This window comes from Bradyrhizobium sp. Ken51, from assembly GCF_055807435.1.
In genome coordinates this window covers 264,541-287,500 of record NZ_JBVVPB010000003.1, presented here as the reverse complement: position 1 = coordinate 287,500, position 22,960 = coordinate 264,541, and the positions used below count along the sequence as shown (strand labels likewise).

Annotated in this window: 20 protein-coding genes; 11 read left to right on the top strand and 9 right to left on the bottom strand. The window is 63.1% G+C overall.

Annotation, left to right across the window (positions count from 1 at the left end; all coding sequences use genetic code 11):
- Positions 1 to 180: 180 nt before the first annotated feature.
- Complete coding sequence (locus AC0L27_RS08355) at positions 181 to 1,266, top strand: SDR family oxidoreductase (RefSeq protein ID WP_354207912.1); 1,086 nt, start codon at positions 181 to 183, stop codon at positions 1,264 to 1,266.
- Between the two features lie 87 nt (positions 1,267 to 1,353).
- On the opposite strand, the gene AC0L27_RS08350 is transcribed toward AC0L27_RS08355, so the two are convergent.
- The gene (locus tag AC0L27_RS08350; protein WP_473318609.1) at positions 1,354 to 1,695 is read right to left on the bottom strand and encodes a DUF6984 family protein; all 342 of its coding nucleotides are present in this window, start codon (positions 1,693 to 1,695) and stop codon (positions 1,354 to 1,356) included.
- Between the two features lie 909 nt (positions 1,696 to 2,604).
- On the opposite strand from AC0L27_RS08350, the gene AC0L27_RS08345 reads away from it, so the two are divergent.
- On the top strand, positions 2,605 to 3,978 hold the full coding sequence (locus tag AC0L27_RS08345) for a hypothetical protein (RefSeq protein WP_354260118.1): 1,374 nt from the start codon (positions 2,605 to 2,607) through the stop codon (positions 3,976 to 3,978).
- Between the two features lie 605 nt (positions 3,979 to 4,583).
- Here the strand turns inward: AC0L27_RS08345 and AC0L27_RS08340 are convergent.
- The 6 genes from AC0L27_RS08340 to AC0L27_RS08315 all read right to left on the bottom strand — a co-directional run bounded on the left by AC0L27_RS08340 (position 4,584) and on the right by AC0L27_RS08315 (position 10,008).
- On the bottom strand, positions 4,584 to 4,838 hold the full coding sequence (locus AC0L27_RS08340) for a hypothetical protein (protein ID WP_354211646.1): 255 nt from the start codon (positions 4,836 to 4,838) through the stop codon (positions 4,584 to 4,586).
- A 244-nt stretch (positions 4,839 to 5,082) separates the two neighbouring features.
- Positions 5,083 to 6,396, bottom strand: coding sequence for an NAD(P)H-dependent oxidoreductase (locus tag AC0L27_RS08335; RefSeq protein ID WP_354211648.1), 1,314 nt, complete (start codon positions 6,394 to 6,396; stop codon positions 5,083 to 5,085).
- A 165-nt stretch (positions 6,397 to 6,561) separates the two neighbouring features.
- Positions 6,562 to 7,362: a phytanoyl-CoA dioxygenase family protein gene (locus AC0L27_RS08330; protein WP_473318606.1), complete on the bottom strand. Its 801-nt coding sequence runs from the start codon at positions 7,360 to 7,362 to the stop codon at positions 6,562 to 6,564.
- Positions 7,363 to 7,499: 137 nt separating this feature from the next.
- Positions 7,500 to 8,177, bottom strand: a complete 678-nt coding sequence (locus tag AC0L27_RS08325; RefSeq protein WP_354211652.1) for a GntR family transcriptional regulator — start codon at positions 8,175 to 8,177, stop codon at positions 7,500 to 7,502.
- 197 nt (positions 8,178 to 8,374) lie between these two features.
- Entirely contained in the window at positions 8,375 to 9,187 is an 813-nt protein-coding gene (locus AC0L27_RS08320; protein WP_473318601.1) for an alpha/beta fold hydrolase, read from the bottom strand.
- Positions 9,188 to 9,189: 2 nt separating this feature from the next.
- A complete protein-coding gene (locus tag AC0L27_RS08315) occupies positions 9,190 to 10,008 on the bottom strand; it encodes an alpha/beta fold hydrolase (RefSeq protein WP_354211656.1) in 819 nt (272 codons plus the stop codon).
- Positions 10,009 to 10,147: 139 nt separating this feature from the next.
- Here AC0L27_RS08315 and AC0L27_RS08310 point away from each other — a divergent pair, with 139 nt between their 5' ends.
- Positions 10,148 to 10,690, top strand: coding sequence for a methylated-DNA--[protein]-cysteine S-methyltransferase (locus tag AC0L27_RS08310; RefSeq protein WP_354211658.1), 543 nt, complete (start codon positions 10,148 to 10,150; stop codon positions 10,688 to 10,690).
- A gap of 108 nt (positions 10,691 to 10,798) precedes the next feature.
- Here AC0L27_RS08310 and AC0L27_RS08305 read toward each other — a convergent pair whose 3' ends face one another.
- Positions 10,799 to 12,343 carry an acyl-CoA synthetase gene (locus AC0L27_RS08305; RefSeq protein ID WP_354211660.1) on the bottom strand — a complete coding sequence of 515 codons (1,545 nt, stop codon included), beginning with the start codon at positions 12,341 to 12,343 and terminating at the stop codon, positions 10,799 to 10,801.
- Between the two features lie 188 nt (positions 12,344 to 12,531).
- On the bottom strand, positions 12,532 to 13,704 hold the full coding sequence (locus AC0L27_RS08300; RefSeq protein ID WP_354211662.1) for an acetyl-CoA C-acetyltransferase: 1,173 nt from the start codon (positions 13,702 to 13,704) through the stop codon (positions 12,532 to 12,534).
- A 107-nt stretch (positions 13,705 to 13,811) separates the two neighbouring features.
- On the opposite strand from AC0L27_RS08300, the gene AC0L27_RS08295 reads away from it, so the two are divergent.
- The 8 genes from AC0L27_RS08295 (at position 13,812) to AC0L27_RS08260 (ending at position 22,873) form a co-directional block, all read left to right on the top strand.
- Positions 13,812 to 14,540: a TetR family transcriptional regulator gene (locus AC0L27_RS08295; RefSeq protein ID WP_354218078.1), complete on the top strand. Its 729-nt coding sequence runs from the start codon at positions 13,812 to 13,814 to the stop codon at positions 14,538 to 14,540.
- Between the two features lie 30 nt (positions 14,541 to 14,570).
- Positions 14,571 to 15,329 (top strand): SDR family NAD(P)-dependent oxidoreductase, encoded by a 759-nt coding sequence (locus AC0L27_RS08290; protein WP_007597254.1) that lies wholly within the window; start codon positions 14,571 to 14,573, stop codon positions 15,327 to 15,329.
- A 187-nt stretch (positions 15,330 to 15,516) separates the two neighbouring features.
- Positions 15,517 to 16,323: an enoyl-CoA hydratase/isomerase family protein gene (locus AC0L27_RS08285; RefSeq protein WP_354211664.1), complete on the top strand. Its 807-nt coding sequence runs from the start codon at positions 15,517 to 15,519 to the stop codon at positions 16,321 to 16,323.
- Between the two features lie 43 nt (positions 16,324 to 16,366).
- Positions 16,367 to 18,238: an AMP-binding protein gene (locus AC0L27_RS08280; protein WP_473318588.1), complete on the top strand. Its 1,872-nt coding sequence runs from the start codon at positions 16,367 to 16,369 to the stop codon at positions 18,236 to 18,238.
- Positions 18,239 to 18,265: 27 nt separating this feature from the next.
- Entirely contained in the window at positions 18,266 to 19,393 is a 1,128-nt protein-coding gene (locus AC0L27_RS08275) for an acyl-CoA dehydrogenase family protein (protein ID WP_354211668.1), read from the top strand.
- A 14-nt stretch (positions 19,394 to 19,407) separates the two neighbouring features.
- The gene (locus AC0L27_RS08270; RefSeq protein WP_354211670.1) at positions 19,408 to 20,655 is read left to right on the top strand and encodes an acyl-CoA dehydrogenase; all 1,248 of its coding nucleotides are present in this window, start codon (positions 19,408 to 19,410) and stop codon (positions 20,653 to 20,655) included.
- A 137-nt stretch (positions 20,656 to 20,792) separates the two neighbouring features.
- Positions 20,793 to 22,037 carry an acyl-CoA dehydrogenase gene (locus AC0L27_RS08265; protein ID WP_473318583.1) on the top strand — a complete coding sequence of 415 codons (1,245 nt, stop codon included), beginning with the start codon at positions 20,793 to 20,795 and terminating at the stop codon, positions 22,035 to 22,037.
- Between the two features lie 137 nt (positions 22,038 to 22,174).
- Positions 22,175 to 22,873, top strand: coding sequence for a nitroreductase (locus AC0L27_RS08260; protein ID WP_354061222.1), 699 nt, complete (start codon positions 22,175 to 22,177; stop codon positions 22,871 to 22,873).
- The last annotated feature ends 87 nt before the right edge of the window (positions 22,874 to 22,960 follow it).

Genomic DNA, 22,960 nt, shown 5'->3' with positions numbered 1-22,960 from the left:
CTCGTAGATGGAATTCCGATCGTTGCGGTTCCGCGGGCGAGGATGACCGGGCGCTTCGCCGGAATCAAGTCCCACGTCTCAAGTCTCATGGGCGCCTCGCAGGTGCGAACGCCGGCGTGACGCAAGTCGTGCCTGTCAACGATCTGCTATTCACTCACGCAAAAACCAGGAGGGTTGCGAATGACAGGCAAAAAGGTCGTGGTTGCCGGAGCGAGCGGTCTCGTCGGCAATGCCGCGTTGCGACACTTCGGCAAGTCGGGCGGGTGCGATGTCATTGCCCTGTCCCGGCGGAAGCCGCGCGATCTCTACGGCGCTCGCCATGTCCCGATCGACCTGACCAGCGCAGCGGATTGCCGGCGTGCCGCCTCGGAATTGAGCGGCGCCACGCATCTGATCTACGCCGCGCTCTACGAGGCGCCGCAGCTCGTCGACGGCTGGCGTGACCCGCAGCAGATCAAGACCAACGACCTGATGCTGCGCAATCTGATGGGCGCGCTCGAGCCCGTGGCGCCCGACCTCAGGCACGTCGCTCTGCTGCAGGGCACCAAGGCCTACGGTGTCCACGTGCGCCCCTTGACCGTGCCGGCCCGCGAAGGCCGCTCCGAAATGTACGAGCAGCCCAACTTCTACTGGGCGCAGGAAAACTTCTTGCGCGACCTCCAAGCCGGCAAGGCTTGGCATTGGAGCATCCTGCGGCCGGTGCTGATCGTCGGCCTCGCCATGGGCGGCGCCATGGACCTGATTCCACCGCTCGGCGTCTACGCCGCGATGCTGCGGGAGCAGGGTAGGCCGCTCGATTTTCCCGGCGGCGCCGCGCGCGTCGCGCAGGCCGTCGATGTCGATCTCCTCGCCCGCGCGATCGCCTGGTCGGGGGAGGCCCAGGCCGCGCGCAACGAGGCCTTCAACGTGACCAATGGCGACGTCTTCACCTGGGAGAACATCTGGCCTGCGGTCGCCGATGCGCTGGGGATGAAGCCCGGCAAGCCGGTCCCGCTGTCGCTCGCCAGGGAGTCTCCATTATGGAGCGGCCCCTGGGATGCGCTGCGGCGCAAGCACGACCTGGCATCGCCTGCGCTGGCCGAATTCGTCGGCCTCTCCTTCCAATACGCCGATTACAGCCTGCGCTACGGCCAGACCGAATCCGGTCCGCCCTCGATCGTCTCGACCGTGAAGATCAACCGCGCTGGCTTCACCGAGATGATGGACACCGAGGACATGTTCCGGAAGTGGTTCAGGCAGGCGAAGCAAGAGCGGCTGCTGCCCTGACGGAGAACCAAAGCGGATATTCCGGGGTGTTTGTCAGATCGGGAGCGGTCCTCTGGCCGAGCCAGTTCGAACGGCTTCAAGTCTGGCTTATCTGAGCTTCTGTCGCAACCACCGTGAGGGTCGGACATCACTTAGGGCGGCGATCCTCTGTAACGGCGAAAAGTCGACTTTCCAGAGATCAAGCTCAAATAGCTCGTCGCGCTGATCGAGGTTCAACGCGACCGATACTAGCACTCCATCGGCATCGTCGAGTTCGCATTCGCCAATGCATCGGCCGAAACGCCGGTCTGCCGCACCGACAAAAAGAAGGCTACCCATCCCACCGTCGTTCATGTCCTCGACGAGGCCAAAATGGTCTTGCAAGGATGAATGCTGACCTAAAATAAAGATAACCAGATCACGCTCTGCGGGGGTGAGTGGGCGTGGCATGTTCTTTCTCGTAGCGGCTAACGTGCATTGGCTCTATCACGGCGCGCTCGCGATGTCCGTTCTGACCCATGGCGGACGTGTCCGGCACAAAGCGCAATTGCAGCTTTTGATCGTAGCGGACATAGTCTCGTTCTTGCTATTCTCCTTAGACCGAGAGCGAGGTTGCCAACACGAATGCGACTGATTTTGCACTTGCTGGTCGGACTACTCTGCGCCTCAGGCATGATAGCAGCAGGTGCTTTAAGTCATGAAGTGATACGGCCCTTTTTCTTGATCGTTTGGACGCCAGCAACCTGGCTGGTTCGTGTTTCAAACGCGCTATGTCCACCGACAGGCGTAAGATGCTTTCTGGGGTCGGTCAGCCAAGGTGCGCATCATCTTTGGTTTGGGCTATGCCTCCTTGGCTTTTGGTGGATTGTTTCGTCGCTCGCGATATGGCCGCTCTTCCGTTTGCGTCGATCGCCTCCGCCCGAGAAAAGGATTGCGGCGTGCCGTACTGGGTCAAACGAATTATTCTGAAATCAGGAGACCTTGTGACCGAGAAGGAGCTTGGTCGCGATGAGAACTATTTTGAGGGGCGCGCGCCTATTGTGGGCGATGTGATAAACGTTCGCTGCCACGGTAGGAATTTCGACGCTAGAGTCGTTTGGGGAAATTGGCCCGGGAGAAATCATGCAGCGGAAACAGTTGTGCCGCTCCGTGTCGAAGAGATTTAGCGTGGCTGCTGTTGGCCACATAGGGGGCGTATCCGGTCCAAAGTGCAATAGCGGCTTTTGACCCGTTGCGGACATCGCGTTGATATTCAGATACTCCCCATTAACGCTAGTTCATTTGGTCCTTTTCGAGTCCGCCCGCTTCTAACCATATTCAGCCGATGATCTTCAGACCCAGTTTCGAGGACATCCGCGAATGCGATACCTGCCGCTTTGGTTGTTTGTTGTTGGCATATGCGCAGCTAATCCACTCATAGCGGAGGCGCAGCCCAGCTGTACTAGCCTGCCGCTCTCGCATCCGCCGACCTCGATCACTCCCCTGCTGCGAGACAACAGGGATGCGGGCTATTTCAACGAGATAGTACCGACAGGCCAAGCTGCCGAGTTACATCTCATCGGTTCATACTCCGGCTCCGGCCGCATCGTTATCGGACCAACCGATGAGCCGGTGGTGCTTGCCCTTAGTTCCTTCAAGCCCAGTCTGTGGCGCATCGAGTTGCAGTCGGGTGCAAGGTTGCAAAAAATCATCCTCTTCGGACGTGACGAGCAGCGCGTCAGCGGCGCGCCCGCTGATGTAGATATCGTCAACCGCTCATCATGTCCCGTATCGGCTTATAAGTGGGAGGGGGCTGGCGAAAACGTGCGCTACATGGACGGTCACTACCGCGACTTTCTAGCTGCGGCGCAGCAGGAGTCTGGTTTGGCCGAAACGAGTTTTCAGGGCAGCTATGACGCTGGTACATACTTTTCGATCCCGCCCTCTCGCATCCACTACATGCGCGATCCAGCACCGATCCTGCATCCCGCTGAGGTCCGCGTCTTGCTCTCGGCCACGCCGGCAGAAGCCATCGCGCGTTACGAGGCCGCGATGGATCGAGCGCCTGCCGAATTCCGGCCGACCATGAAAATTCTGATCGATTTGATGAAGGACCACAAACTTCCAACGCTGTTTCCAAATGGAGGGCGCGGTCCCGATCCGAGGGCGCCGATAGGCCCCCGCTATTTATTCAACCCGGAAGCTGCAGTAGGCACGGTCGATAGCGGTAGCGATTGTAAGGGCTTTTACTTCGCCGGCCACGCCGACGGCGGTAATCTGAAATGCGCCTTCGGCAATCAGTTCTTCGTGCTCGGCAAGGCCAACAACGTATTAGATGACTCCTGGGGAGATGACATCGTCAACCCGGGCAGTGGTGACCATGTTCTGCATCTGGGGTGGGGCAATGATATCGTGGTGCTGCAAGAGGGTTGGGGCGACGATATCATCACCAAGACTTGTACCCAATCAGTTCTTCCTACGAACGATCGCAACCGCCTGAATTGGGCGTCTCAATTTAGCAACTTCATCGTGTTTGGCCCCGGCATTCGACCCTCAGACGTGCATTGGGAAATGAAAAGCACCCTAGTGCACGAGCCGTCCAAAAGCCGCCTGACCATCGATGATCAGTGCTTTAATTTCGTGTTCGCAGAGGCGGGCGAGTTGCGGCCATATCAACAGCCGCGGAAGCCAGCAGCGATGTCAAACGAGCGTCGATCCCCGACGTCAGACGCGCCGAGCGGCGGTGCTCGATGAGGCGTCATCATTCCTCGCGCGCAAGGCATAAGTGATGACGCGAGCAAAGGCGGCATGTCCGGTTATGGCCCATAGCTGACCTGCCGCGCGCAGCCGGTGGAGGACCGCTTTTGACCCACAGCTGACGTCGGCCGGTGTCACACATCTAGCCTTGCGCGTTTATCTTCAAAGAACGCTAGTTGATCTCGCGCATTCGAGCTTTGAAAACTCAATCTCGGTCACTTGCCCGACCGCGTTGCCGAAAGTGAGCCCGGGCGTATTCGAAGCCCAAATAGGCAATGAACACCGCTATGACCCAGAACCACAGATCGTGCGTTCTGGCCTTAAGGCTGGCGGCCTCAGCGTATAACAATAGCCAAAATGCGCCCCACGCATCTATGTCCAACAGGATAAAGGGCATGTCGCCGGCCTTTTTGTACCCTCGATTCTAGAAGCTGCCCCCCACGGCGCTCGGGCTACGACTGCAAGTGACCCGAAGCTGACCTTGGTATTGCAACTGACTTGTCAAGGACGCGTTTTGCGTTCGTTAGCTTGATCTTTTAGCCCTTGGTGAAAGGCGCGAACCTCGCCAGTGTAGTCATAATAGGCTCCTACTTGCGTCATCTTCAATGCACCATCGGCGGCTTGGTCAGCGTTGTAAGATGGGGGATAGGATTCAGGTTGAGGCGCAAATCTGCGCACGCTTCCTGAACGGTAAGCTGAGCTTGCTCCTTGGACGTTGCCTTAGCGACTTTGGCTTTAAGGCATTCCCTGTAAGGCTTGAGCAGCTCAGTCATCGCTTTGCCGACCTCAACAGCTTCTTGTTGAGCTAGTGCCGTCCCGCTCAGGCCAGCAAGGAACACGACAGACAAGAGCTTCATACCAGCCTTCTCGTGTAAAAACACAATCCGGGGCGGCGTTCGCATGGACGAACGTTTATCGCTCCGGTTCGGCACGTCTCAGTTGTGCAGTACTAAGCCCTAACCTCGGGTAAACCGACTCCGCACAAAGTCGCGTGTTGGCTCATAGCTGACCTGAGTCGATGTTCAGCTTGAGTCCAAAAAGCGTCGGCCAGCGGAGATCGCTCAGGCCGCACCAATGAATCTCTATTTATGAATGCTCGGCCTACTCTGCGCTTGCGAAAGCCGCTTCCATGGCCTTCCGCGTCTTGACCGTCTCGTTGCCTGCGTCAAACTCGACATCGCTCCAGCGCACGACCTCGCCATGGGCCACGTCGTGCTTCAGCTTCAGCCGATGCGCCAGCCCGATCGGCAGCGCGCCGGCCTTGAGGCTCGCGGCGGCCGGCACCAGCTTGCCCCACACCGTGTAGCCGCCTTCGCCATCCAGCATCTCGCCGGCGCGCAGATTGCGTTTGGCCACGGAGGCGACGTCGCCGCGGAAGCCATGGGGCTGCCCGGTCGGCTCGCCGCGTAGCGCGGCCGAGAGCACCGAGATGTTCAGCTCGAGGCCGATCAGATGATAGGGCTTGTACATTGCCGCGTACCGTCCGCTGCCGTCGGTCTTCAGGCCGTATTGCCTGAAGCAGTCGGCGGCGTAGTCGTTCGGCGCCTCCAGCACGACGTACACGCCCCAGCGCAGATCGCGAAACACCGGCCTTCCGTCGCGCTCGAGCGAGGAGACCACCTCCACGACGCCCGATCGCTCCAGCACGCCGCCCTTGCTGCGCGGCCGCATGATATGCGGCAGGTCGTCGACGCCGCAGGGCGGAAACAGCAGACCCTCCGCAGGCACGTCCAGTCCGCAGGCGTTCGCAATCGCGGCCATCTCGATCGCCGATTTGGTGCCGTCGAGGAAGGAGTTGAACATCTGCGGATTCATCCCGGCCGATTGCGCCTCGCCCGCGGTCAGCCCGTAATGCTGCCAGACACCATCCGGCGTCACGTCGTGATAGGCCGGCAGATACTTTGTCCCCTTGCCGGCGGCGACGACGTGAAAGCCGGTGGCGCGGGCCCAATCCACCATCTCCGCGGTCAGCGCCGGCTGGTCGCCATAGGCGAGCGAATAGACCACGCCGGCCTCGCGGGCTTCCTCGGCGAGCAGCGGACCCGCCAGCACGTCGGCCTCGACATTGACCATGACGATATGCTTGCCCGCCGCGATTGCCGCGCGCGCGTGCCTGATGCCGACGGCCGGATTGCCGGTCGCCTCCACCACCACGTCCATCGCGCCACCGGCAATGGCGCGCGCGCCGTCATCGGTGAAAACGGTGGCGGCGATGCGGTCCTTGTCCCATCCGACCGTTCGGCAGGCCTCGCGCGCGCGGTCGCGATCGATATCGACAATGATGGGCACCTCCAGCCCCGGCGTGTGTGGCACCTGCGCCAGAAACATCGAACCGAATTTTCCGGCGCCGATCAGCGCGACACGGACGGGCTTGCCGGCGGCAGCGCGGGCCTGGAGGAGGCGGAAGAGGTTCATGGGGATGGTCCGGTGATACAGAAATTCGTGAGGCGCGTGTCTCTATCAGTTCGTCATGGCCGGGCTTGGCCCGGCCATCCACGTCTTACTGCTGGCGATCGTGTCAAGACGTGGATGCCCGGGACAAGCCCGGGCATGACGCCTGAGATGCTTGCACGACTACGCTTACTCCGCCGCCTGCCGCGGCGCACGGGCGAGCCGCACCAGCGCGTCGTCCTCCACCGTCTTGATCGGCGCGAAATCGCGATGCGCAATGTACTCCGGCCGCGTCGGGGTGCGGATGTAGTTCGAGACCGCGTTCAGCGTCAGGTACACGATCTTGCGCGGATAGGGCGTGATGTTTCCGCTAGAGCCATGCACGAGGTTACCGTGGAACATCAGCATGCCGCCTGGCTTTCCCGTCGGGGCCACGATGCCGCCCTGCTTGACCAGCCGCGTCACGGTCTCTTCGTCCAGCGTCCACAGCGGATAGGAGGTCGTCGCAAGGTCGTGCGAGGCCTTGAGGTCGCCGGCGTTCTGGCTCTGCGGCACCAGCATCAGCGGGCCGTTGATCGGCATCACCTCGTCGAGGAAGATCGCGATGTTCATCGCGCGCGGCTCGGGCATGCCGTCGTCGCGCTTCCAGGTGCCGTAATCCTGATGCCATTGCCAGACGTCGCCGGTGAAGGCGGATTTTGCGTTGATCTTGAACTGGTGCATGTAGACCTGCTCGCCGAACAATTGCTCGACCGGGTCGATCATGCGCGGATGCGCACCCAGGATGCCGAACGCCTCGTTGTAGAGATGCGCGGCAAAGGCGGTGCGCGGCGCGCCGCTCTTCTCGCGCCAGACTTCCGGCCGGTTCGCGTCATAGATGGCAACCGCCTCGCGCGCGAGGAGATCGACCTCCTCCTGGCTGAACAATTCGGGCAGGAACAGCCAGCCCTCGCGGTGGAAGAACTCCAATTGCTCCTGGGACAGTTTCATGGGTCGTCCTCCTGTTTTGTCGTTTTTTCTCTCTCGTCATGCCCAGGCTTGTCCCGGGCATCCACGTTCTTCCAGCGTCGAACAAAGTCGTGGATGGCCGGGTCAAGCCCGGCCATGACGGCGACGGAGATCGTGACCTACGCCGCCGCCTCTTCCGTCGCCCTCAATCTCTCTTCGGTCAGCCGTCCTGCCGTCTGCGCATGTGCAAGCGCCGCGCGTTCGGCCGCCTTCGCATCGCCGGCGAGAATGTGTCCGGCAATGTCGGCATGCTCGGCCCAGGCGCTGCCGCGATAATCGAGCTCGGACAGCACCGTCGCCATCGAGCGGCGCATGTGCGGCCATTGCGGTGCAATCGTCTCCTCGATCACGGGATTGCCGGCGAGCCGATAGATCGCGCGATGAAATTCGACGTCGAGCGCGATCAGCTCGGCGAGCGTGGTCGTGCCACCGATCCCGCGCCCGGCGGCGAGCGCCGTCTCCAGCCGCGCGCGGCCCGCCGCATCGGTCCCGGCGCGTTCGCCGGCGAGCCGTGCCGCCAGCGCATCGATCGCGCCGCGCACCTCGTAGAGCTGGCGGATGCGTGCGGGATCGAGCTGGGTGACTTCAAAGCCGCGCCGGCCGCTCTCGGCGACGAGCCCCTGCCGGTGCAACAGGTGCAGCGCATGCGACACCGGCTGGCGCGACACGCCGAGCTTGTCGGCGAGTTCGTTCTGGCGGATGCGCTGGCCGGGCTGCAGCGTGCGGTCGGAGATCGCCTCCAGGATCCGCGCATAGACCTGGTCGATCAAGTTCGGAAGCGGGTCGAGAGGGATCACGCCGGCAGCTCCGAGAGCCATGACATTGAATACGGAATGCCGTATGCGAAGATACGCTGAGAGGATAAAGGCGTCAAGCGCGACCAACGGGGCGTCCGACCCCGTTTTTGTCCTCAGCCAAGCCATTGATATTGCTGGGCTCGGCTACTGTGCATGGGGTTGTTTTCGAGGGAAAAAGAAAGAGGTGTGAGGCGCGCCTACTCCGCCAGGAACGCAACCACCGCCTCGCCGAACTCCAGCGGCGCCTGCTCGAACATCCAGTGCCCGGCCTTGGGGATCACGGCCGTCTTGGCGCCCGCGATGTGCGCGGCCAGCACGCGCCACATCACCGACAGGCTCCCCGTCGTCGCGCCGCCGCCGATCAGCAGCGTCGGGGTCGTGATCGCGTGCGCATCCGCGAGCGTGTAGGGCCTGCGCTGCTCGTTGATCTGGCCGAGGAAGGTGATCGCGTTGTCGCGCAATTGCTGCTTCGCCGCCGCCGGCACGCGCCGCCACGAACCGTCGCCTTCGATGCCTTCGTAGAAGTTCTGCAACGCGCCCTCGATGTCGCCGGCGCGGATCATCTCGACCGAGCGCGCCGTGCGCGCCGCCAGCGGTGGATGCACGGGCGTGCCTGCAGGCACCGGCAGGCTGGCATCGAGATCGCCGCCGGGCTCGGCCAGCACCAGCTTGCGCAACAGATCCGGCCGCGCCTGGGCTACGCGAAACGCGATGTGGCCGCCGCGCGAGTGGCCCATCAAATCGACCGGCGCCGGTTCGACCTGCTCGATGAAGGCGATCACGTCGGCGACGTGCTGGGCCATCTTGTAGTCGTCGCCGACGGCATCCCAGTGCTCGGGAAAGAAATGCCGCAGGCTGACCGAGATCACGCGATGCGATTTCGACAACGGGCCGAGCACTGAATACCAGGTGCGGAAATCGCCGAGCGTGCCGTGCACGCAGACCAGCGGCGGGCCTCGTCCCACCTCGAGATAGGCCATGTCGTAACCGTTGACGCGAAATGTCTGCATGATCAGCCCGCCAGAAAATCCAGCACCACTGCGGAGTATTTCTGCGGCGCCTGCTCGAACATCGGGTGCGTTGCGTTCGGGATGACGGTCGTCCTGGAATACGGCACATGCGCCGCGAGCGCATGCAGCACTTTCGGCAGCAGGCCCTTGGTGCGTGCACCGAGGATGAACAGCGTCGGCATCTTGATGGACTCCGCGTCCGCCTTCGAGAATGGCGGGCGGTCGTCGCGGACCTGGCCGATCAGCGTGAAGGCGTTGTCGCGCAAATTCTGCTTCACCAGCGCCGGCAGCCGCGGCCAGGTGCCGGCGCCTTCAAGCGTGTCGACGAAGACCGCAAGGCCGCTGTCGATGTCGCCGGCCGCGATCTTCTCGGCCGAGGCCGTGAACCGCGCCAGCAGCGGCGAGGGGCCGCCGGCATAATCGGGGTCGAGGCTCGCATCGAGCTCGCCGCCGGGCTCGGCCAGCACCAGCCGCCGGAGCAGCTCCGGCCGCCGCTGCGCCACGCGGAAGCAGATGTGCCCGCCGCGGGAATGGCCCATCAAATCGACCGGGCCGAGGTCGAGCTGGTCGATGAAGGCGATGACGTCGTCGACATGCTGGGCGATCGAATAGGTGTCGCCGACGCCATCCCATTGCGCCGGGAAGAAATGCCGCAGGCTGACGCAGATCAGCCGGTGCCGCTGGGACAGCGGCCCGAGCACGCAGCCCCAGACACGGAAGTCGTTGAGCGAGCCATGCACGCAGACCAGCGGCGGCCGGCCTCGATCTTCGCCCACGTCGAGATAGGGCATGTCGTATCCGTTGACATGGAGGCTTTGCATTCTGGGCTCGCGAAAAGGAGAGGCGGAACTCCTGTGCAAGATTCCCGGAAACCGGGTGGATCGCAACTATTTCCAAGCCTAGATTTGGGCTCAGTTCACATTGGGGGCATGCGAGGGAACGCAAGCCAGGGACCGAACCATGACCCACCAGCATTTTGCCCTGTTCGATAGCAAGATCGGCCTGTGCGCCATTGCCTGGGGTCCGCGCGGCATCAACGGCACGCAACTGCCGATGGGCGGTGAGCAGAAGATCCGCACCCGCATCAGCCAGCGCCATGCCGACGCCAGCGAAGCCGAGCCGACCGCGGAAGTGCAGCAGGCGATCGACCGCATCACAAAACTGCTCGCGGGCGAGCCGGATGACCTCACCGACATCCCGCTCGATCTCGACGGCGTGCCCGACTTCAACTGCGGTGTCTACGCGATCGCCCGCACCATTCCGCCGGGCAAGACCGTCACCTATGGCGACATCGCCAAGCAACTCGGCGGTGTCGAGCTGTCGCGTGACGTCGGCCAGGCGCTCGGCCGCAACCCGTGCCCGATCGTCGTGCCCTGCCATCGCGTGCTGGCGGCCGGCAACAAGCCCGGCGGCTTCTCCGCGAATGGCGGCGTGGTGACGAAGCTGAAGATGTTGGAGATCGAAGGCGCGCTGGTGAACCACACGCCGAGCTTATTCGATTGAGATTGCACTGTCATGGCCGGGCTTGTCCCGGCCATCCACGTCTTTACATCAGCACAAAAACGTGGATGCCCGGGACGAGCCCGGGCATGACGAAGCAAGGCGCAAGCGCTAGATTTTCGCTGCCGCCTTCGGCCAATATTTGTCGCGCAGATGCCGCTTCACCAGCTTGCCGGTCGGCGTGCGCGGCAACTCGGCTTCGAAATCGATCGAGCGCGGGCATTTGATCGTCGAGAGGCGGCTCTTGCAGTAGGCGATCAGGTCGGCCTCCAGCTCCCTGCCGGCGCGCTTGGGATCGTGCGGCTGCACCACCGCCTTGACCTCTTCGCCCATCTCCTCGTTCGGCACGCCGAACACGGCGACGTCGGCGACCTCCGGGTGGGTGATGAGCACGTCCTCGGTCTCCTGCGGGTAGATGTTCACGCCGCCGGAGATGATCATGTAGGACTTGCGGTCGGTGAGAAAGAGAAAGCCGTCACTGTCGAGATATCCGACGTCGCCGAGCGTCGACCAGCCTTTTGCGTTGTAGGCCTTCTTCGTCTTCTCGGGATCGTTGTGATAGGTGAAAACCGGCGCATCGGCGAAATAGACCGTGCCAATCTCGCCTATCGGCTGCTCCTCGTCGTTCTCGTCCAGAATCTTGATTTTGCCGACCACGGCGCGGCCGACGCTGCCGCGGTGCTCCAGCCATTCTTTCGAGTTGCAGACGGTGACGCCGTTGCCTTCGGAGCCCGCGTAATACTCGATCAGGATCGGCCCCCACCATTCGATCATCTTGGCCTTGACTTCGACCGGGCAGGGCGCGGCGGCGTGGATCGCGCCCTTCAGCGTCGAGACGTCGTGGCAGTTACGGACCTCGTCCGGCAGCTTCAGCATGCGCACGAACATGGTCGGCACGAGCTGTGACTGTGTGACCTTATATTTTTCGACCAGCTTCAGGAAATCTTCGGCGTCAAAGTGCTCCATGATGATAGAGGTGCCGCCGAGCACGATCGCCATCATGTTGAAGCGCAAGGGAGCGGCGTGATAGAGCGGCGCCGGTGAAAGATAGATAGTCTCGGCGTTCATGCCGCACATGCTGGCGCAGAGCACGCGCAGAAACGCGTTCGGCTCGTCGATCGGCTTGCCCTCGAACGCCTTCTTGATGCCCTTGGGCCGGCCGGTGGTGCCCGACGAATACAGCATGTCATAGCCAGCGACCTCGTCGGCGATCGGCGTTGTCGGCTGCGCGGCGGCTTCCTTGTCGTAGGAGCGGAAGCCGGCTTGCGGCTCGTCCATCATGTAGAAGACCGGCTCGCCGGGTGCGCCCTTGATCAGGGCCTTGATCTGGTCGGCGCATTTCGGTGTCGTGATCACGACCTTGGCGCCGCAATCGGCGATAATGTAGTCGATCTCGTCCTGTTTCAGATAGCGGCTGATCGCGGTGTAATAGAGCCCGCTGCGTTGCGCAGCCCAGCAAATCTCCATGAAGGCGAGGCGGTTTTCCATCAGCAGAGCGATGTGGTCGCCGGCTTTCAGCCCGAGCGAGCGGAAAAGGTGCGCGCCCTGGTTCGAGAGCTCGTCGAGCTCGCGATAGGTGATCGCCTTGCCGGTCCCGGCCATCTGATAGGCGATCTTGTCGGGTGTGGCGCGGGCGTGGATGGAGGGGTGAGTCATCGCCGAGATCTCGCAACGTAAACGGTGTCATCCCGGCCTAGTGCGCAATTGCGCACGGGGGGCCGGGATCCATAGCCACCGATCCCAAGTGTTGAAACGCGATGTCGCCCCTGCGCAGCTTAACCACAGGCGCCTGTGGTTATGGGTCCCGGCCTTCGCCGGGACGACACCATTAGCGACGCAACGGCTTACAGCCGCTCCACGATCGTCACGTTGGCCATGCCACCACCTTCGCACATGGTCTGGAGGCCGTAGCGCTTGCCGCGCTGATGCAGGGCATGCACCAGCGTCGTCATCAGCTTGGTGCCGGAGCCGCCGAGCGGATGGCCGAGCGCGATGGCGCCGCCATTGACGTTGAGACGCTCCGGATCGGCGCCGGTGGTCTTCAGCCACCCCGTCGGCACCGAGGCAAAGGCCTCGTTGACTTCGAACAGGTCGATGTCGTCGATCGTCATGCCCGCCTTCTCCAGTGCGCGCTTGGTGGCGTGCAGCGGTGCATCGAGCATGATCACGGGGTCGCCCCCCATCATGGTCATGTGGTGGACGCGCGCCAGCGGCTTCACGCCAAGCTGCTTGAGGCCACGCTCGTTCACCACCATCACGCCGGAGGCGCCGTCGCAGATCTGGCTGGCGCTGGCCGCGGAAAGCTTGCCGTTCTCGGCGATCAGCTTGACGCCCTTGATGCCGTCGAGCGTGGCGTCGAAGCGGATACCCTCGTCGATGTGGTGGGTGTCCTTGGAGCCGTCGGCGCGGGTGATCTCGAGCGGCACGATCTCCTTTTTGAAGTGGCCGGCCTGCGTCGCCGCGATCGCGCGCTGATGGCTGTTGTAGGAGTACTCGTCGAGCTCGTTCTTGGAGAGGCCGTACTTCTCGGCCATCATCTCGGCGCCGGTGAACTGGCTGAACACGATGTTCGGATAACGCTGCTCGATACCCGGGCTCTTGTAATTGCCAAAGCCGTTCTTGGCGGGAAGCTGCGACGACAGGCCCATCGGCACGCGCGTCATCGATTCCACGCCGGCGGCGATCACCACGTCCATCGCGCCGGACATCACGGCCTGGGCTGCGAAGTGCAGCGCCTGCTGCGAGGAGCCGCACTGGCGGTCGATCGAGGTGCCCGGCACGCTCTCCGGCAGCTTCGAAGCCATGATCGCGTTGCGCGCGACGTTGTTGGACTGCTCGCCGACCTGCATGACGCAACCCATGATCACATCCTCGACCAGCGCGGGATCGACTTTGGTGCGATCGACCAGCTCGTTCAGGACCTTCGCGGCGAGATCTGCCGGATGCCATCCGGCGAGGCGACCCCCCTTGCGCCCACCGGCGGTACGCGCAGCGGCGACGATGTAAGCCTCGGCCATGTCGGTTTCTCCCTGAATTATTTTGAACGGTTGGTTGTCGGGGCGGATTTAAGGGGTGAGTGGTTGGTTAGTCAATCGATCAATTAACTCTTGTGGGGAGGCGCTGCTTGGGCTTATCTGCGGCCGCTCTCGCGCCAAAATCAGGGATCTCCGTGACTACCAGCGTACCGAACAGGCTCCCCAGCGGAAAGAATTCCACGGCAGAGAAATTGCTCGTGGCTGCGAGCGAGCTGATGATCGAACGCTCCTCGATCGAGATTTCGCTGAGCGACATCGCCCAGAAATCCGGCGCCAACGCCGCGCTGGTCAAATATCACTTCGGCAACAAGGACGGCCTGCTGTTGGCGCTGCTCGAGCGCGACGCGGGGACGGAATTGTCCAATCTCGAATACCTGCTGGCCCAACCGATCACGCCGACCGCCAAGTTGAAGCTGCATATCGGCGGGATCATCCGCGCTTATCACCGGTTTCCGTATATGAACCGGCTGATCCACTATCTGCTGCACGAGAGCGTCGCGGGCTCCGCGGACGAAGTCTCGAAATTCTTCGTCGCACCGCTGCTGGATTTCCATCGCCGCCTGCTCGCCGAAGGCGTCAGTCAGGGCGAATTCCGCGCCACTGATCCGGTGCTGTTCTACACCAGCCTGATCGGCGCCTGCGATCATTTGTTCTTCGGCCGGCACGCGATGTCACGCGCGACCGGCGTCGGCCCGGTCACCGACGACGTCTGCCGGCAATACATCAAGCACATGGAAACGCTGATCTGCGGCGGCATCCTCACGAATATCGAGGAAGCTGCCGCGGCCGGATGTTCCGGCCAGAACGCAGAAGTCTAGAGAAGAAACGCCCAAGGAAAGGTACAAGCGATGCAGTTGAAAGACGTAGCCGTTCTCATCACCGGCGGCGGGTCGGGCCTTGGCGCCGCGACCGCCCGCGCCATGGCCGCCAAGGGCGCCAGGATCGGCGTGATCGACCAGAGCAAGGAAAACGCCGAGAAGGTTGCCGCCGAAGTGAAGGGCATCGCGCTTCACGCCGACGTCACCAGCGAGGAGCAGATCAAGGCGGCGATCGCCAAGGCGGAAGCCGCGCACGGCGTCGCGCGCGTGCTGATGAACTGCGCCGGCATCGGCGGTTCGCAGCGCATCGTCGGCCGCGACGGCGTCTACCCGCTGGAAAAGTTCGCGCGCATCATCAACGTCAATTTGATCGGCACCTTCAACTGCCTGCGTCTGTTCGCCGAGCGCCTCGTCACGATCGAGCCGGTCGGTGAAGAGCGCGGCGTCATTGTCAACACCGCTTCGGTGGCGGCTTACGAAGGCCAGATCGGGCAGATCGCTTATGCGGCGTCGAAGGGTGGCGTCGTCGGTCTCACGCTGCCTGCCGCGCGCGACCTCGCGAGCCAGAAGATCCGCGTCAACACCATCGCCCCCGGCCTGTTCCTGACGCCGCTGCTGATGGGCTTGAACGAAGAGGCCCGCAAGAGCTTAGGGGCCCAGGTGCCGCATCCCGCGCGTCTCGGCGACGCCAACGAATACGGCTCGCTGGCCGTGCACATCGTCGAGAACCCGATGCTCAATGGCGAGACCATTCGCCTCGACGGCGCGATCCGCATGGCGCCGCGGTAGGACTCTTTTTCCTTCTCCCCTTGTGGGAGAAGGTGGCGCGCGTAGCGCGCCGGATGAGGGGTCTCTATCCGCGGAGACAGACCCCTCACCCAAGCGAATTCCGGGTTCGCAGCGTACATGCCCTCTCCCACAAGGGGAGAGGGCGCAGCAATCGGCACCGCGAACGGCGGCAAGCACGAGGCGCCTCATGTCCCAACCGCTGCTGATCGAGCACAACGACGGCGTCGACACCGTGACGCTCAATCGTCCCGAACACCTCAACGCACTCGATCCTGCGCTGATCGACGCGCTCAACGCCTATTTCCAGGGCCTCCAGCGCAACCGCGATACGCGCGTTGTGGTGCTGAAGGGCGCCGGCAAGAATTTCTGTGCGGGCCTCGATCTCAAGGCTGCGATGGCGCGCCGTGCCGGGCAGCAGGAGTCGCCTGATGTGACCGAGTCGCTCGACTCACAGCGGCGCATCGCCGATATCGTGATGCTGATGCGGCGCTGTCCGCAGCCGATCCTCGCGCTGGTACAGGGCGCGGCCGCCGGCGGCGGCTTTGCACTTGCGCTCGCCTCCGACATCCGCATCGCGACGAGATCGGCGCGGATGAACTGCGCCTTCATCAAGCTCGGCCTTGGCGGCTGCGACATCGGCACCAGCTATTTCCTGCCACGCCTGGTCGGTGTCTCCGTGGCCTCGGAGCTGATCCTCACAGGACGCTTCATCGGCGCCGAACGCGCACTCGCGGTCGGGCTGGTCTCCGAGGTCGTTGACGAAGACAAGCTCGACGCCGCCGCCGAACCCTATGTCGACGCGCTCATCACGGCGTCGCCCGTGGGTCTGCGCCTGTCCAAGGAATGTCTCAACATGAGCGTCGATGCCGGATCGCTGGAAGCCGTGATCGCGATGGAGGATCGCAACCAGGTCCTGTGCAGCCGCTCCGAGGAATTTTCGGAAGGCATCAGGGCCTTCCTTGAGAAGCGAAAGCCTGTCTATATCAGGCGCTGACAATGAAGATCCGCAAAGGACGAGAAATTCCGGGAGACGCAAAATGAGTGGAAGCGCGGCGGCGGTGATGACGAAGCCCGCCTTTCGCAAGGTCGAGTGGCTTGCGCGCGACATCGATGTCGAGCGCCGCGACGACGGCACGGTGGTGCTGAAGTCGCGCATCCCGCTGCAGACCTACGAGAAGCATATCCCGGCTTCGCTGGCAAAATGGGCGAAGGAAGCGCCCGAGCGGATCTGGCTTGCCCAGCGCGGCGGCCCTAACCGCGAATGGCGTAAGGTGTCCTATGGGGAGGCCAAGCGCACCGTGGATGCGTTGACGCAAGGCCTGCTCAATCTCGCGCTCGACGGCCGCCCGGTCACGATCCTCTCCGGCAATTCGATCGAGCACGCGCTGATGACGCAGGCGGCGATGCAGGTGCGCGTCCCGGCCGCGCCTGTCTCGCCGGCCTACTCCTTGATGAGCCATGATCACGTCAAGCTGAAATATCTGTTCGACCTGATTAAGCCGGGCGTGGTGATGGTGCAGGACGGCCCGACCTTCGAGAAGGCGCTGAAAGCGCTCGATCTCACAGGCGTCACCGTCGTTCACGTCTTGCGGCCATGCGGGGGTATCGCGAGCGTCAGCTTTGCCGAGCTCGCGGCGACGGCCGTGACTGCCGATGTCGAATCGTCGATCGCGAAGATCACGCCTGAGACCGTCGGCAAGCTGCTGTTCACGTCAGGCTCGACCGGCATGCCCAAGGCCGTCATCAACACGCAAGCGATGATGTGCGCCAATGCGGCGATGATGATGCAGGTGCGGCCGCGCGATCCCAGCGATCCGATCTCGACCATGCTGGATTGGATGCCCTGGAACCACACCATGGGCGGCAACGCGGCGTTCCACCCGATCCTGGTCGATGGCGGCACACTCTATATCGATGACGGCCGGCCGATGCCGGGCCAATTCGATGAGACGCTGCGCAATCTGCGCGAGATCTCGCCGACTTACTACGCCAACGTGCCCGCCGGCTATGCCGCGCTCGCCGCCGCCATGGAGAAGGACGACGCGCTGTGCCGTTCCTTCTTCAAGAACCTCTCGATCATGGCCTATGGCGGCGCGCGGCTGCCGGATGATCTCTACGACCGCATGCAGGCTCTCGCCGTGAAGACCACCGGCGAGCGCATCGTGTTCTACACCGGCTGGGGCTCGACCGAGACCGCGCCGACCTCGACCGGCACCTATTGGGACACCGAGCGCGTCGGCCTGATCGGCCTGCCGTTCCCCGGCGTCGAGTTGAAGATGGTGCCGTGCGGAGCGAAATACGAGTTGCGTCTGCGCGGCGTCAACGTCACGCCGGGATATTTCGGCCAGCCTGATCTGACGAAGAAGATGTTCGACGAGGAAGGTTTTTATTGCATCGGTGACGCCGGAATCTTCGTCGACGACACCGATCCGGTGAAAGGCATCATCTTTGCCGGGCGCGTGGTGGAAGATTTCAAGCTGACCACCGGCACCTTCGTCCATGTCGGCTCGCTGCGCACCGATGCCATCGCGGCCGCGACGCCCGTCGTGCATGATGCGCTGGTCGCGGGGCAGGATCGCGCCTTCATCGGCCTGCTGGCCTGGCCGAACCTGCATGCCTGCCGCCAACTCGTCGGCAACCCCGATCTCAGCTTCGATGATGCAGTGAAGCATCCCGAGGTGATCGCTTGCTTCAGGCGCGGACTGGAGGCTCACAACAAGGAGTGCGAAGGCGCCAGCAGCCGCATCATCGCGCGCGCCATGCTGATGGCCGAGCCGCCCTCGATCGACGGTAACGAGCTCACTGACAAGGGCTACATCAACCAGCGCGCCGGCCTCGAGCGCCGTGCCCCGCTGGTCGAGCGGCTTTATGCCGACAAGCCTGAGCGGGACGTCATCATTCTCAAGTAATCGACATCATCAACACGGATACGCGCCATGAATTTCGATTTTTCCGACGACCAGAAGCAGCTCCGCGATCAGGCGCGCAAATTCCTCACCGAGAAGTGCCCGCCCAAGGCGGTGCGCGCAGTCCTCGACGGCAAGGCGCCCTACGACAAGGAGCTCTGGAAGGGCCTCGCCGAGATGGGTTTTCTCGGTGTCGCCATTCCCGAGGATTTTGGTGGCGCGGGCGCCGGTCATCTCGAACTTTGCGTGATCGCTGAAGAGATGGGCCGGGCGAACGCACCGGTACCGTTTTCCTCCACGGTGTATCTCGCTGCCGAAGCGCTGCTGATTGCAGGCAGTGACGCGCAGAAGAAGAAATGGTTGCCGGCGATTGCCTCGGGCGAGGCGATCGGCACGCTGGCGCTGTTCGAGGGAAAAGGCAATCCGTCACCGAAGAACGTCAAGCTCACGGCTGCGAATGGCGTACTCAATGGCGTCAAGAAGCCGGTCGCGGATGGCGCGATCGCCGACTTCGCGGTGGTCGCGGCACGGACGGGATCGAGCGGACGCGACGGCGATATCTCCTTGTTCGTTGTCGATCTCAAGGACGGCGGCGTCGAGGTGAAAAGCCTGACCAATCTCGATCCGACCCGCGGGCAGGCCGAGATCACTTTCAGGGATTGCAAGGCCGAGCCGCTGGGCGCGGCCGGCGAAGGCTGGAGCATCTTGACTCAAGTGCTCGACCGCGCCGCGGTGCTCTGCGCGTTCGAGCAGGTCGGCGGCTCCGACCGTGCGCTGGAGATGGGCCGCGACTACGCGCTCGACCGCATCGCCTTCGGCCGACAGATCGGTTCGTTCCAGGCCGTCAAGCACATGCTGGCGGACATGTATGTGTCGGCGACGCTGGCGCGCTCCAATAGCTATTACGGCGCCTGGGCGCTCTCGACCAACGCCGCGGAGCTGCCGGAAGCCGCTGCCGCGGCCCGCATCAGCGCGACGCAGGCGTTCCAGCACTGCGCCAAGAACAACATCCAGGTCCACGGCGGCATGGGATTCACCTGGGAGTTCGACTGTCACATGTACTACCGCCGCGCCAACGCCATGGCGCTCGGGCTCGGCAGCCTGTCCTATTGGGAAGACCAGTTGATCGACCGCATGCGCAAGAAGAACGCGGCGTAGGCAAAGGCAACGTCATGAACTTCGACGATACCCCGCAGGAAGCTGAATTTCGCGCCACTGCTCGCGCCTGGATCGCGGCCAATGCACCGAAGCAGTATGAGGAAGAGCTTCGCAAGTCCTCGCTCGGCCGCACGCAGTTGAAGAACGCCAATATTCTGGAAGTGGCAAAGGCCTGGCAGAAGAAGAAGGCAGATGCGGGGTGGGCCTGTCTGCACTGGCCGAAGGAGTATGGCGGCCGCGGTTCGTCGCCGATCGAGCGTGTGATCTGGCAGCAGGAAGAGGGGCCGTTTGGACAGCTATCCCGCATGTTCATCATCGGCCACGGCATGTGCGGGCCGACCATGATGGCGTTCGCGCGCGAGGAGCATAAGCGCGCCTATCTGCCGCCACTCGCCTCCGGCGAAAAGGTCTGGTGCCAGCTGTTCTCCGAGCCCGCCGGCGGCTCCGACGTCGCGGGCCTGCGCACGCGCGCCGAGAAGGATGGCGATGACTGGGTGATCAACGGCCAGAAGATCTGGACGTCGGGCGCGCACTATTCCGATTACGGCATCCTCTTGACCCGCTCCGATCCGACCGTGCCCAAGCACAAGGGCCTCACCATGTTCTTCCTGGACATGAAGAGCCCTGGCGTCGAGGTGCGGCCGATCAAGCAGGCGAGCGGTGCGTCGGACTTCAATGAGGTCTATTTCACCAACGTCCGCATTCCCGATCATCAGCGCCTCGGCGAGGTCGGTGACGGCTGGAACGTCTCGCTGACGACGCTGATGAACGAGCGCAGCGCGATCGGCGCGGCCGTCTCGACCGGCTTCCCCGAGCTGTTCGACTATTGTTCGAGCCTGATGCTGGACGACGGCCCGGCAATCGAGGACCGCGCAGTGCGCTCGAAGCTTGCCAACTGGGCGGTGAAGGCGAGCGGGCTGAAATACACCAGCATGCGCGCGATCTCGGCACTGTCGAAGGGCGAGCGCCCGGGACCGGAAAATTCCATCGGCAAGCTGGTGGCGGGCTCCATGATCCAGGATGTCGCGACCTATGCGCTGGATCTGCAAGGCGCCGCAGGTGTGATCAGCGGTCCTGAAGATTCCGAACTCGCCGGCCGCTTCCAGGCGATGCTGCTGCGGGCGCCGGGTACCCGCGTCGAAGGCGGCACCGACGAGATCATGCGCAACATCATCGCCGAGCGGGTGTTGGGCCTGCCCGGCGACATCCGGGTGGACAAGGACGTGCCGTTCAACAAGATCCCTACGAAGGGAAGAGGTTGATGATCCTCATCCTGAGGAGCCGCGGAACGCGGCGTCTCGAAGGATGCAGGCCCGACTGGGGCCTCGTGGTTCGAGACGGCGCTGCGCGTCTCCTCACCATGAGGGACTAAGACAGAGCAAGAACGAAGAGGTCCGCCATGAATTTCGACGACACCCCGCAGGAAGCCGCATTCCGCGAGACCGCGCGCAAATGGATCGAAGCCAATGCGCCGAAGGAGTTCTTGACCGAGCTGTCAAAATCCTCGCTCGGCCGCATCCGGCTGGCCAACCACGACATCGTCGATGTCGGCAAAGCCTGGCAGAAGAAGAAGGCCGAAGGCAATTGGGCCTGCCTGCATTGGCCCGAGGAATATGGCGGCCGCGGTGCGACGCCGATCGAGCGTGTGATCTGGCAGCAGGAGGAAGGCGTCTACGGCAAGCTGACGCAGCCGTTTCAGATCGGCGAGGGCATGTGCGGCCCAACCGTGATGGCTTTTGGCAGCGAGGACGCCAAGCGGCGCCATTTGCCGAAACTGGCCGCGGGCGAGGAGATCTGGTGCCAGCTGTTCTCCGAACCGTCGGCCGGGTCTGACGTCGCCGGCTTGCGCACACGCGCGGAGAAGAAGGGCGACGATTGGGTCGTTAATGGCCAGAAGATCTGGACCTCCGGCGCGCACTATTCCGACTACGGACTTTTGATCGCGCGCACTGATCCCAATGTGCCCAAGCACAAGGGCCTCACCATGTTCTTCCTGGACATGAAGAGCCCCGGCGTCGAGGTGCGCCCGATCAAGCAGGCCAACGGCATGCAAGAGTTCAACGAGGTCTATTTCACCGACGTCGTCATTCCCGACAGCCAGCGCCTCGGCGCCATCGGCGAGGGCTGGAGCGTGTCGCTGACCACGCTGATGAACGAGCGCATGTCGATCGGTTCGCGGCTTGCGACCGGCGTCCCCGAGATGTTCGAGTTCTGCTCGAATCTGATGCTGGAGGATGGTCTCGCCATCGACGATCCCGCCGTGCGCTCAAAACTTGCGAGCTGGGCGGTGAAGTCGAGCGGGTTGAAATACACGAGCTACCGCGCGATCTCGGCGCTGTCCAAGGGCGAGCGGCCGGGGCCGGAGAATTCGATCGGCAAGCTCGTCTCGGGCATGATGCTGCAGGACATCGCGACCTATGCCATGGACCTCCAGGGCGCGGCCGGCGTTCTCACCGGCGCGGACGAGGAGACCGTGCAGGGCCAGTTCCAGCAGATGCTGCTGTCCTCGCCTTCGATGCGCATCGCAGGCGGCACCGACGAGATCTTGCGCAACATCATCGCAGAGCGCGTGCTGGGATTGCCGGGCGACATCCGCGTCGACAAGGACGTGCCGTATAACAAGATACCGAACAAGGGACGGTGATCTAGCCTCTCGCTGCATCTCGTAGGGTGGGCAAAGCGAAGCGTGCCCACCATATGCAGATGCGCCGAGGTAAGTCTGTCGGTGGGCACGGCGCTATGCGCCTTCGCCCACCCTACGAGAAAAGTGCGAGCTGATCCATGGACGCTGCAGTCAATCAGAACAACCGCATCGGCGTACTCGAAGAGCTGCTCAACGAGCGCTATTCGGTGCGCGCCTTCCTGGCCAAGGAAGTCGATCGCGCGACGATCGAACATTTGCTGACCACCGCACAGCGCACGGCGTCCTGGTGCAACAGCCAGCCCTGGCAGGTCGTCATCGCCAGCGGCGAGGCCAAGGAGCGTTTCCGCAAGCTGATCTACAAGGAGGCTTCGGGCGGTCTCGGGGACGACTATGATTTCACGCCGCCGCGCGAATATCTCGGCGCCTATCTCGAACGCCGCCGCGAGAGCGGGTTTCAGCTCTACAACACGCTCGGCATCGCGCGCGGAGACAAGATGGCTTATGCCAAGCAGGCGCTGGAGAACTACAATTTCTTCGGTGCGCCGCATGTGGCCATCATCCACACCGACGAGCCGCTCGGCATCTACGGTGCGATCGATTGCGGCGCCTATGTCTCGAACTTCATGCTGGCCGCGCAGGCGCTCGGGCTCGGCACGATTCCGCAGGCAGCGCTTGCGCGCCACTCCGGCCTGATCCGCCGCCATTTCAATCTGCCTGCTGACCGCCGCATCGTCTGCGGTATCTCGTTCGGCTATGCCGACAACGCCCACAAGGTCAACAGCTACCGCACGTCGCGTGCGAGCGTGGCCGAGACAGTGACCTTCGTGGACGAGTGATCGACGCGACGCAGGCTCCGCCGCATCACGTTTCAGACGTGATCACGTCAGACGTGCGAAGGCGGCCGCTGGAAGCGGCCGCCTTCA

Excerpts from the sequence above, each read along its gene's own strand:
- AC0L27_RS08355 (WP_354207912.1), top strand. The coding sequence starts at position 181 with ATGACAGGCAAAAAGGTCGTGGTTGCCGGAGCGAGCGGTCTCGTCGGC.
- AC0L27_RS08350 (WP_473318609.1), bottom strand. The coding sequence starts at position 1,695 with ATGCCACGCCCACTCACCCCCGCAGAGCGTGATCTGGTTATCTTTATT.
- AC0L27_RS08345 (WP_354260118.1), top strand. The coding sequence starts at position 2,605 with ATGCGATACCTGCCGCTTTGGTTGTTTGTTGTTGGCATATGCGCAGCT.
- AC0L27_RS08340 (WP_354211646.1), bottom strand. The coding sequence starts at position 4,838 with ATGAAGCTCTTGTCTGTCGTGTTCCTTGCTGGCCTGAGCGGGACGGCA.
- AC0L27_RS08335 (WP_354211648.1), bottom strand. The coding sequence starts at position 6,396 with ATGAACCTCTTCCGCCTCCTCCAGGCCCGCGCTGCCGCCGGCAAGCCC.
- AC0L27_RS08330 (WP_473318606.1), bottom strand. The coding sequence starts at position 7,362 with ATGAAACTGTCCCAGGAGCAATTGGAGTTCTTCCACCGCGAGGGCTGG.
- AC0L27_RS08320 (WP_473318601.1), bottom strand. The coding sequence starts at position 9,187 with ATGCAGACATTTCGCGTCAACGGTTACGACATGGCCTATCTCGAGGTG.
- AC0L27_RS08315 (WP_354211656.1), bottom strand. The coding sequence starts at position 10,008 with ATGCAAAGCCTCCATGTCAACGGATACGACATGCCCTATCTCGACGTG.
- AC0L27_RS08310 (WP_354211658.1), top strand. The coding sequence starts at position 10,148 with ATGACCCACCAGCATTTTGCCCTGTTCGATAGCAAGATCGGCCTGTGC.
- AC0L27_RS08305 (WP_354211660.1), bottom strand. The coding sequence starts at position 12,343 with ATGACTCACCCCTCCATCCACGCCCGCGCCACACCCGACAAGATCGCC.
- AC0L27_RS08300 (WP_354211662.1), bottom strand. The coding sequence starts at position 13,704 with ATGGCCGAGGCTTACATCGTCGCCGCTGCGCGTACCGCCGGTGGGCGC.
- AC0L27_RS08290 (WP_007597254.1), top strand. The coding sequence starts at position 14,571 with ATGCAGTTGAAAGACGTAGCCGTTCTCATCACCGGCGGCGGGTCGGGC.
- AC0L27_RS08285 (WP_354211664.1), top strand. The coding sequence starts at position 15,517 with ATGTCCCAACCGCTGCTGATCGAGCACAACGACGGCGTCGACACCGTG.
- AC0L27_RS08280 (WP_473318588.1), top strand. The coding sequence starts at position 16,367 with ATGAGTGGAAGCGCGGCGGCGGTGATGACGAAGCCCGCCTTTCGCAAG.
- AC0L27_RS08275 (WP_354211668.1), top strand. The coding sequence starts at position 18,266 with ATGAATTTCGATTTTTCCGACGACCAGAAGCAGCTCCGCGATCAGGCG.
- AC0L27_RS08270 (WP_354211670.1), top strand. The coding sequence starts at position 19,408 with ATGAACTTCGACGATACCCCGCAGGAAGCTGAATTTCGCGCCACTGCT.
- AC0L27_RS08265 (WP_473318583.1), top strand. The coding sequence starts at position 20,793 with ATGAATTTCGACGACACCCCGCAGGAAGCCGCATTCCGCGAGACCGCG.
- AC0L27_RS08260 (WP_354061222.1), top strand. The coding sequence starts at position 22,175 with ATGGACGCTGCAGTCAATCAGAACAACCGCATCGGCGTACTCGAAGAG.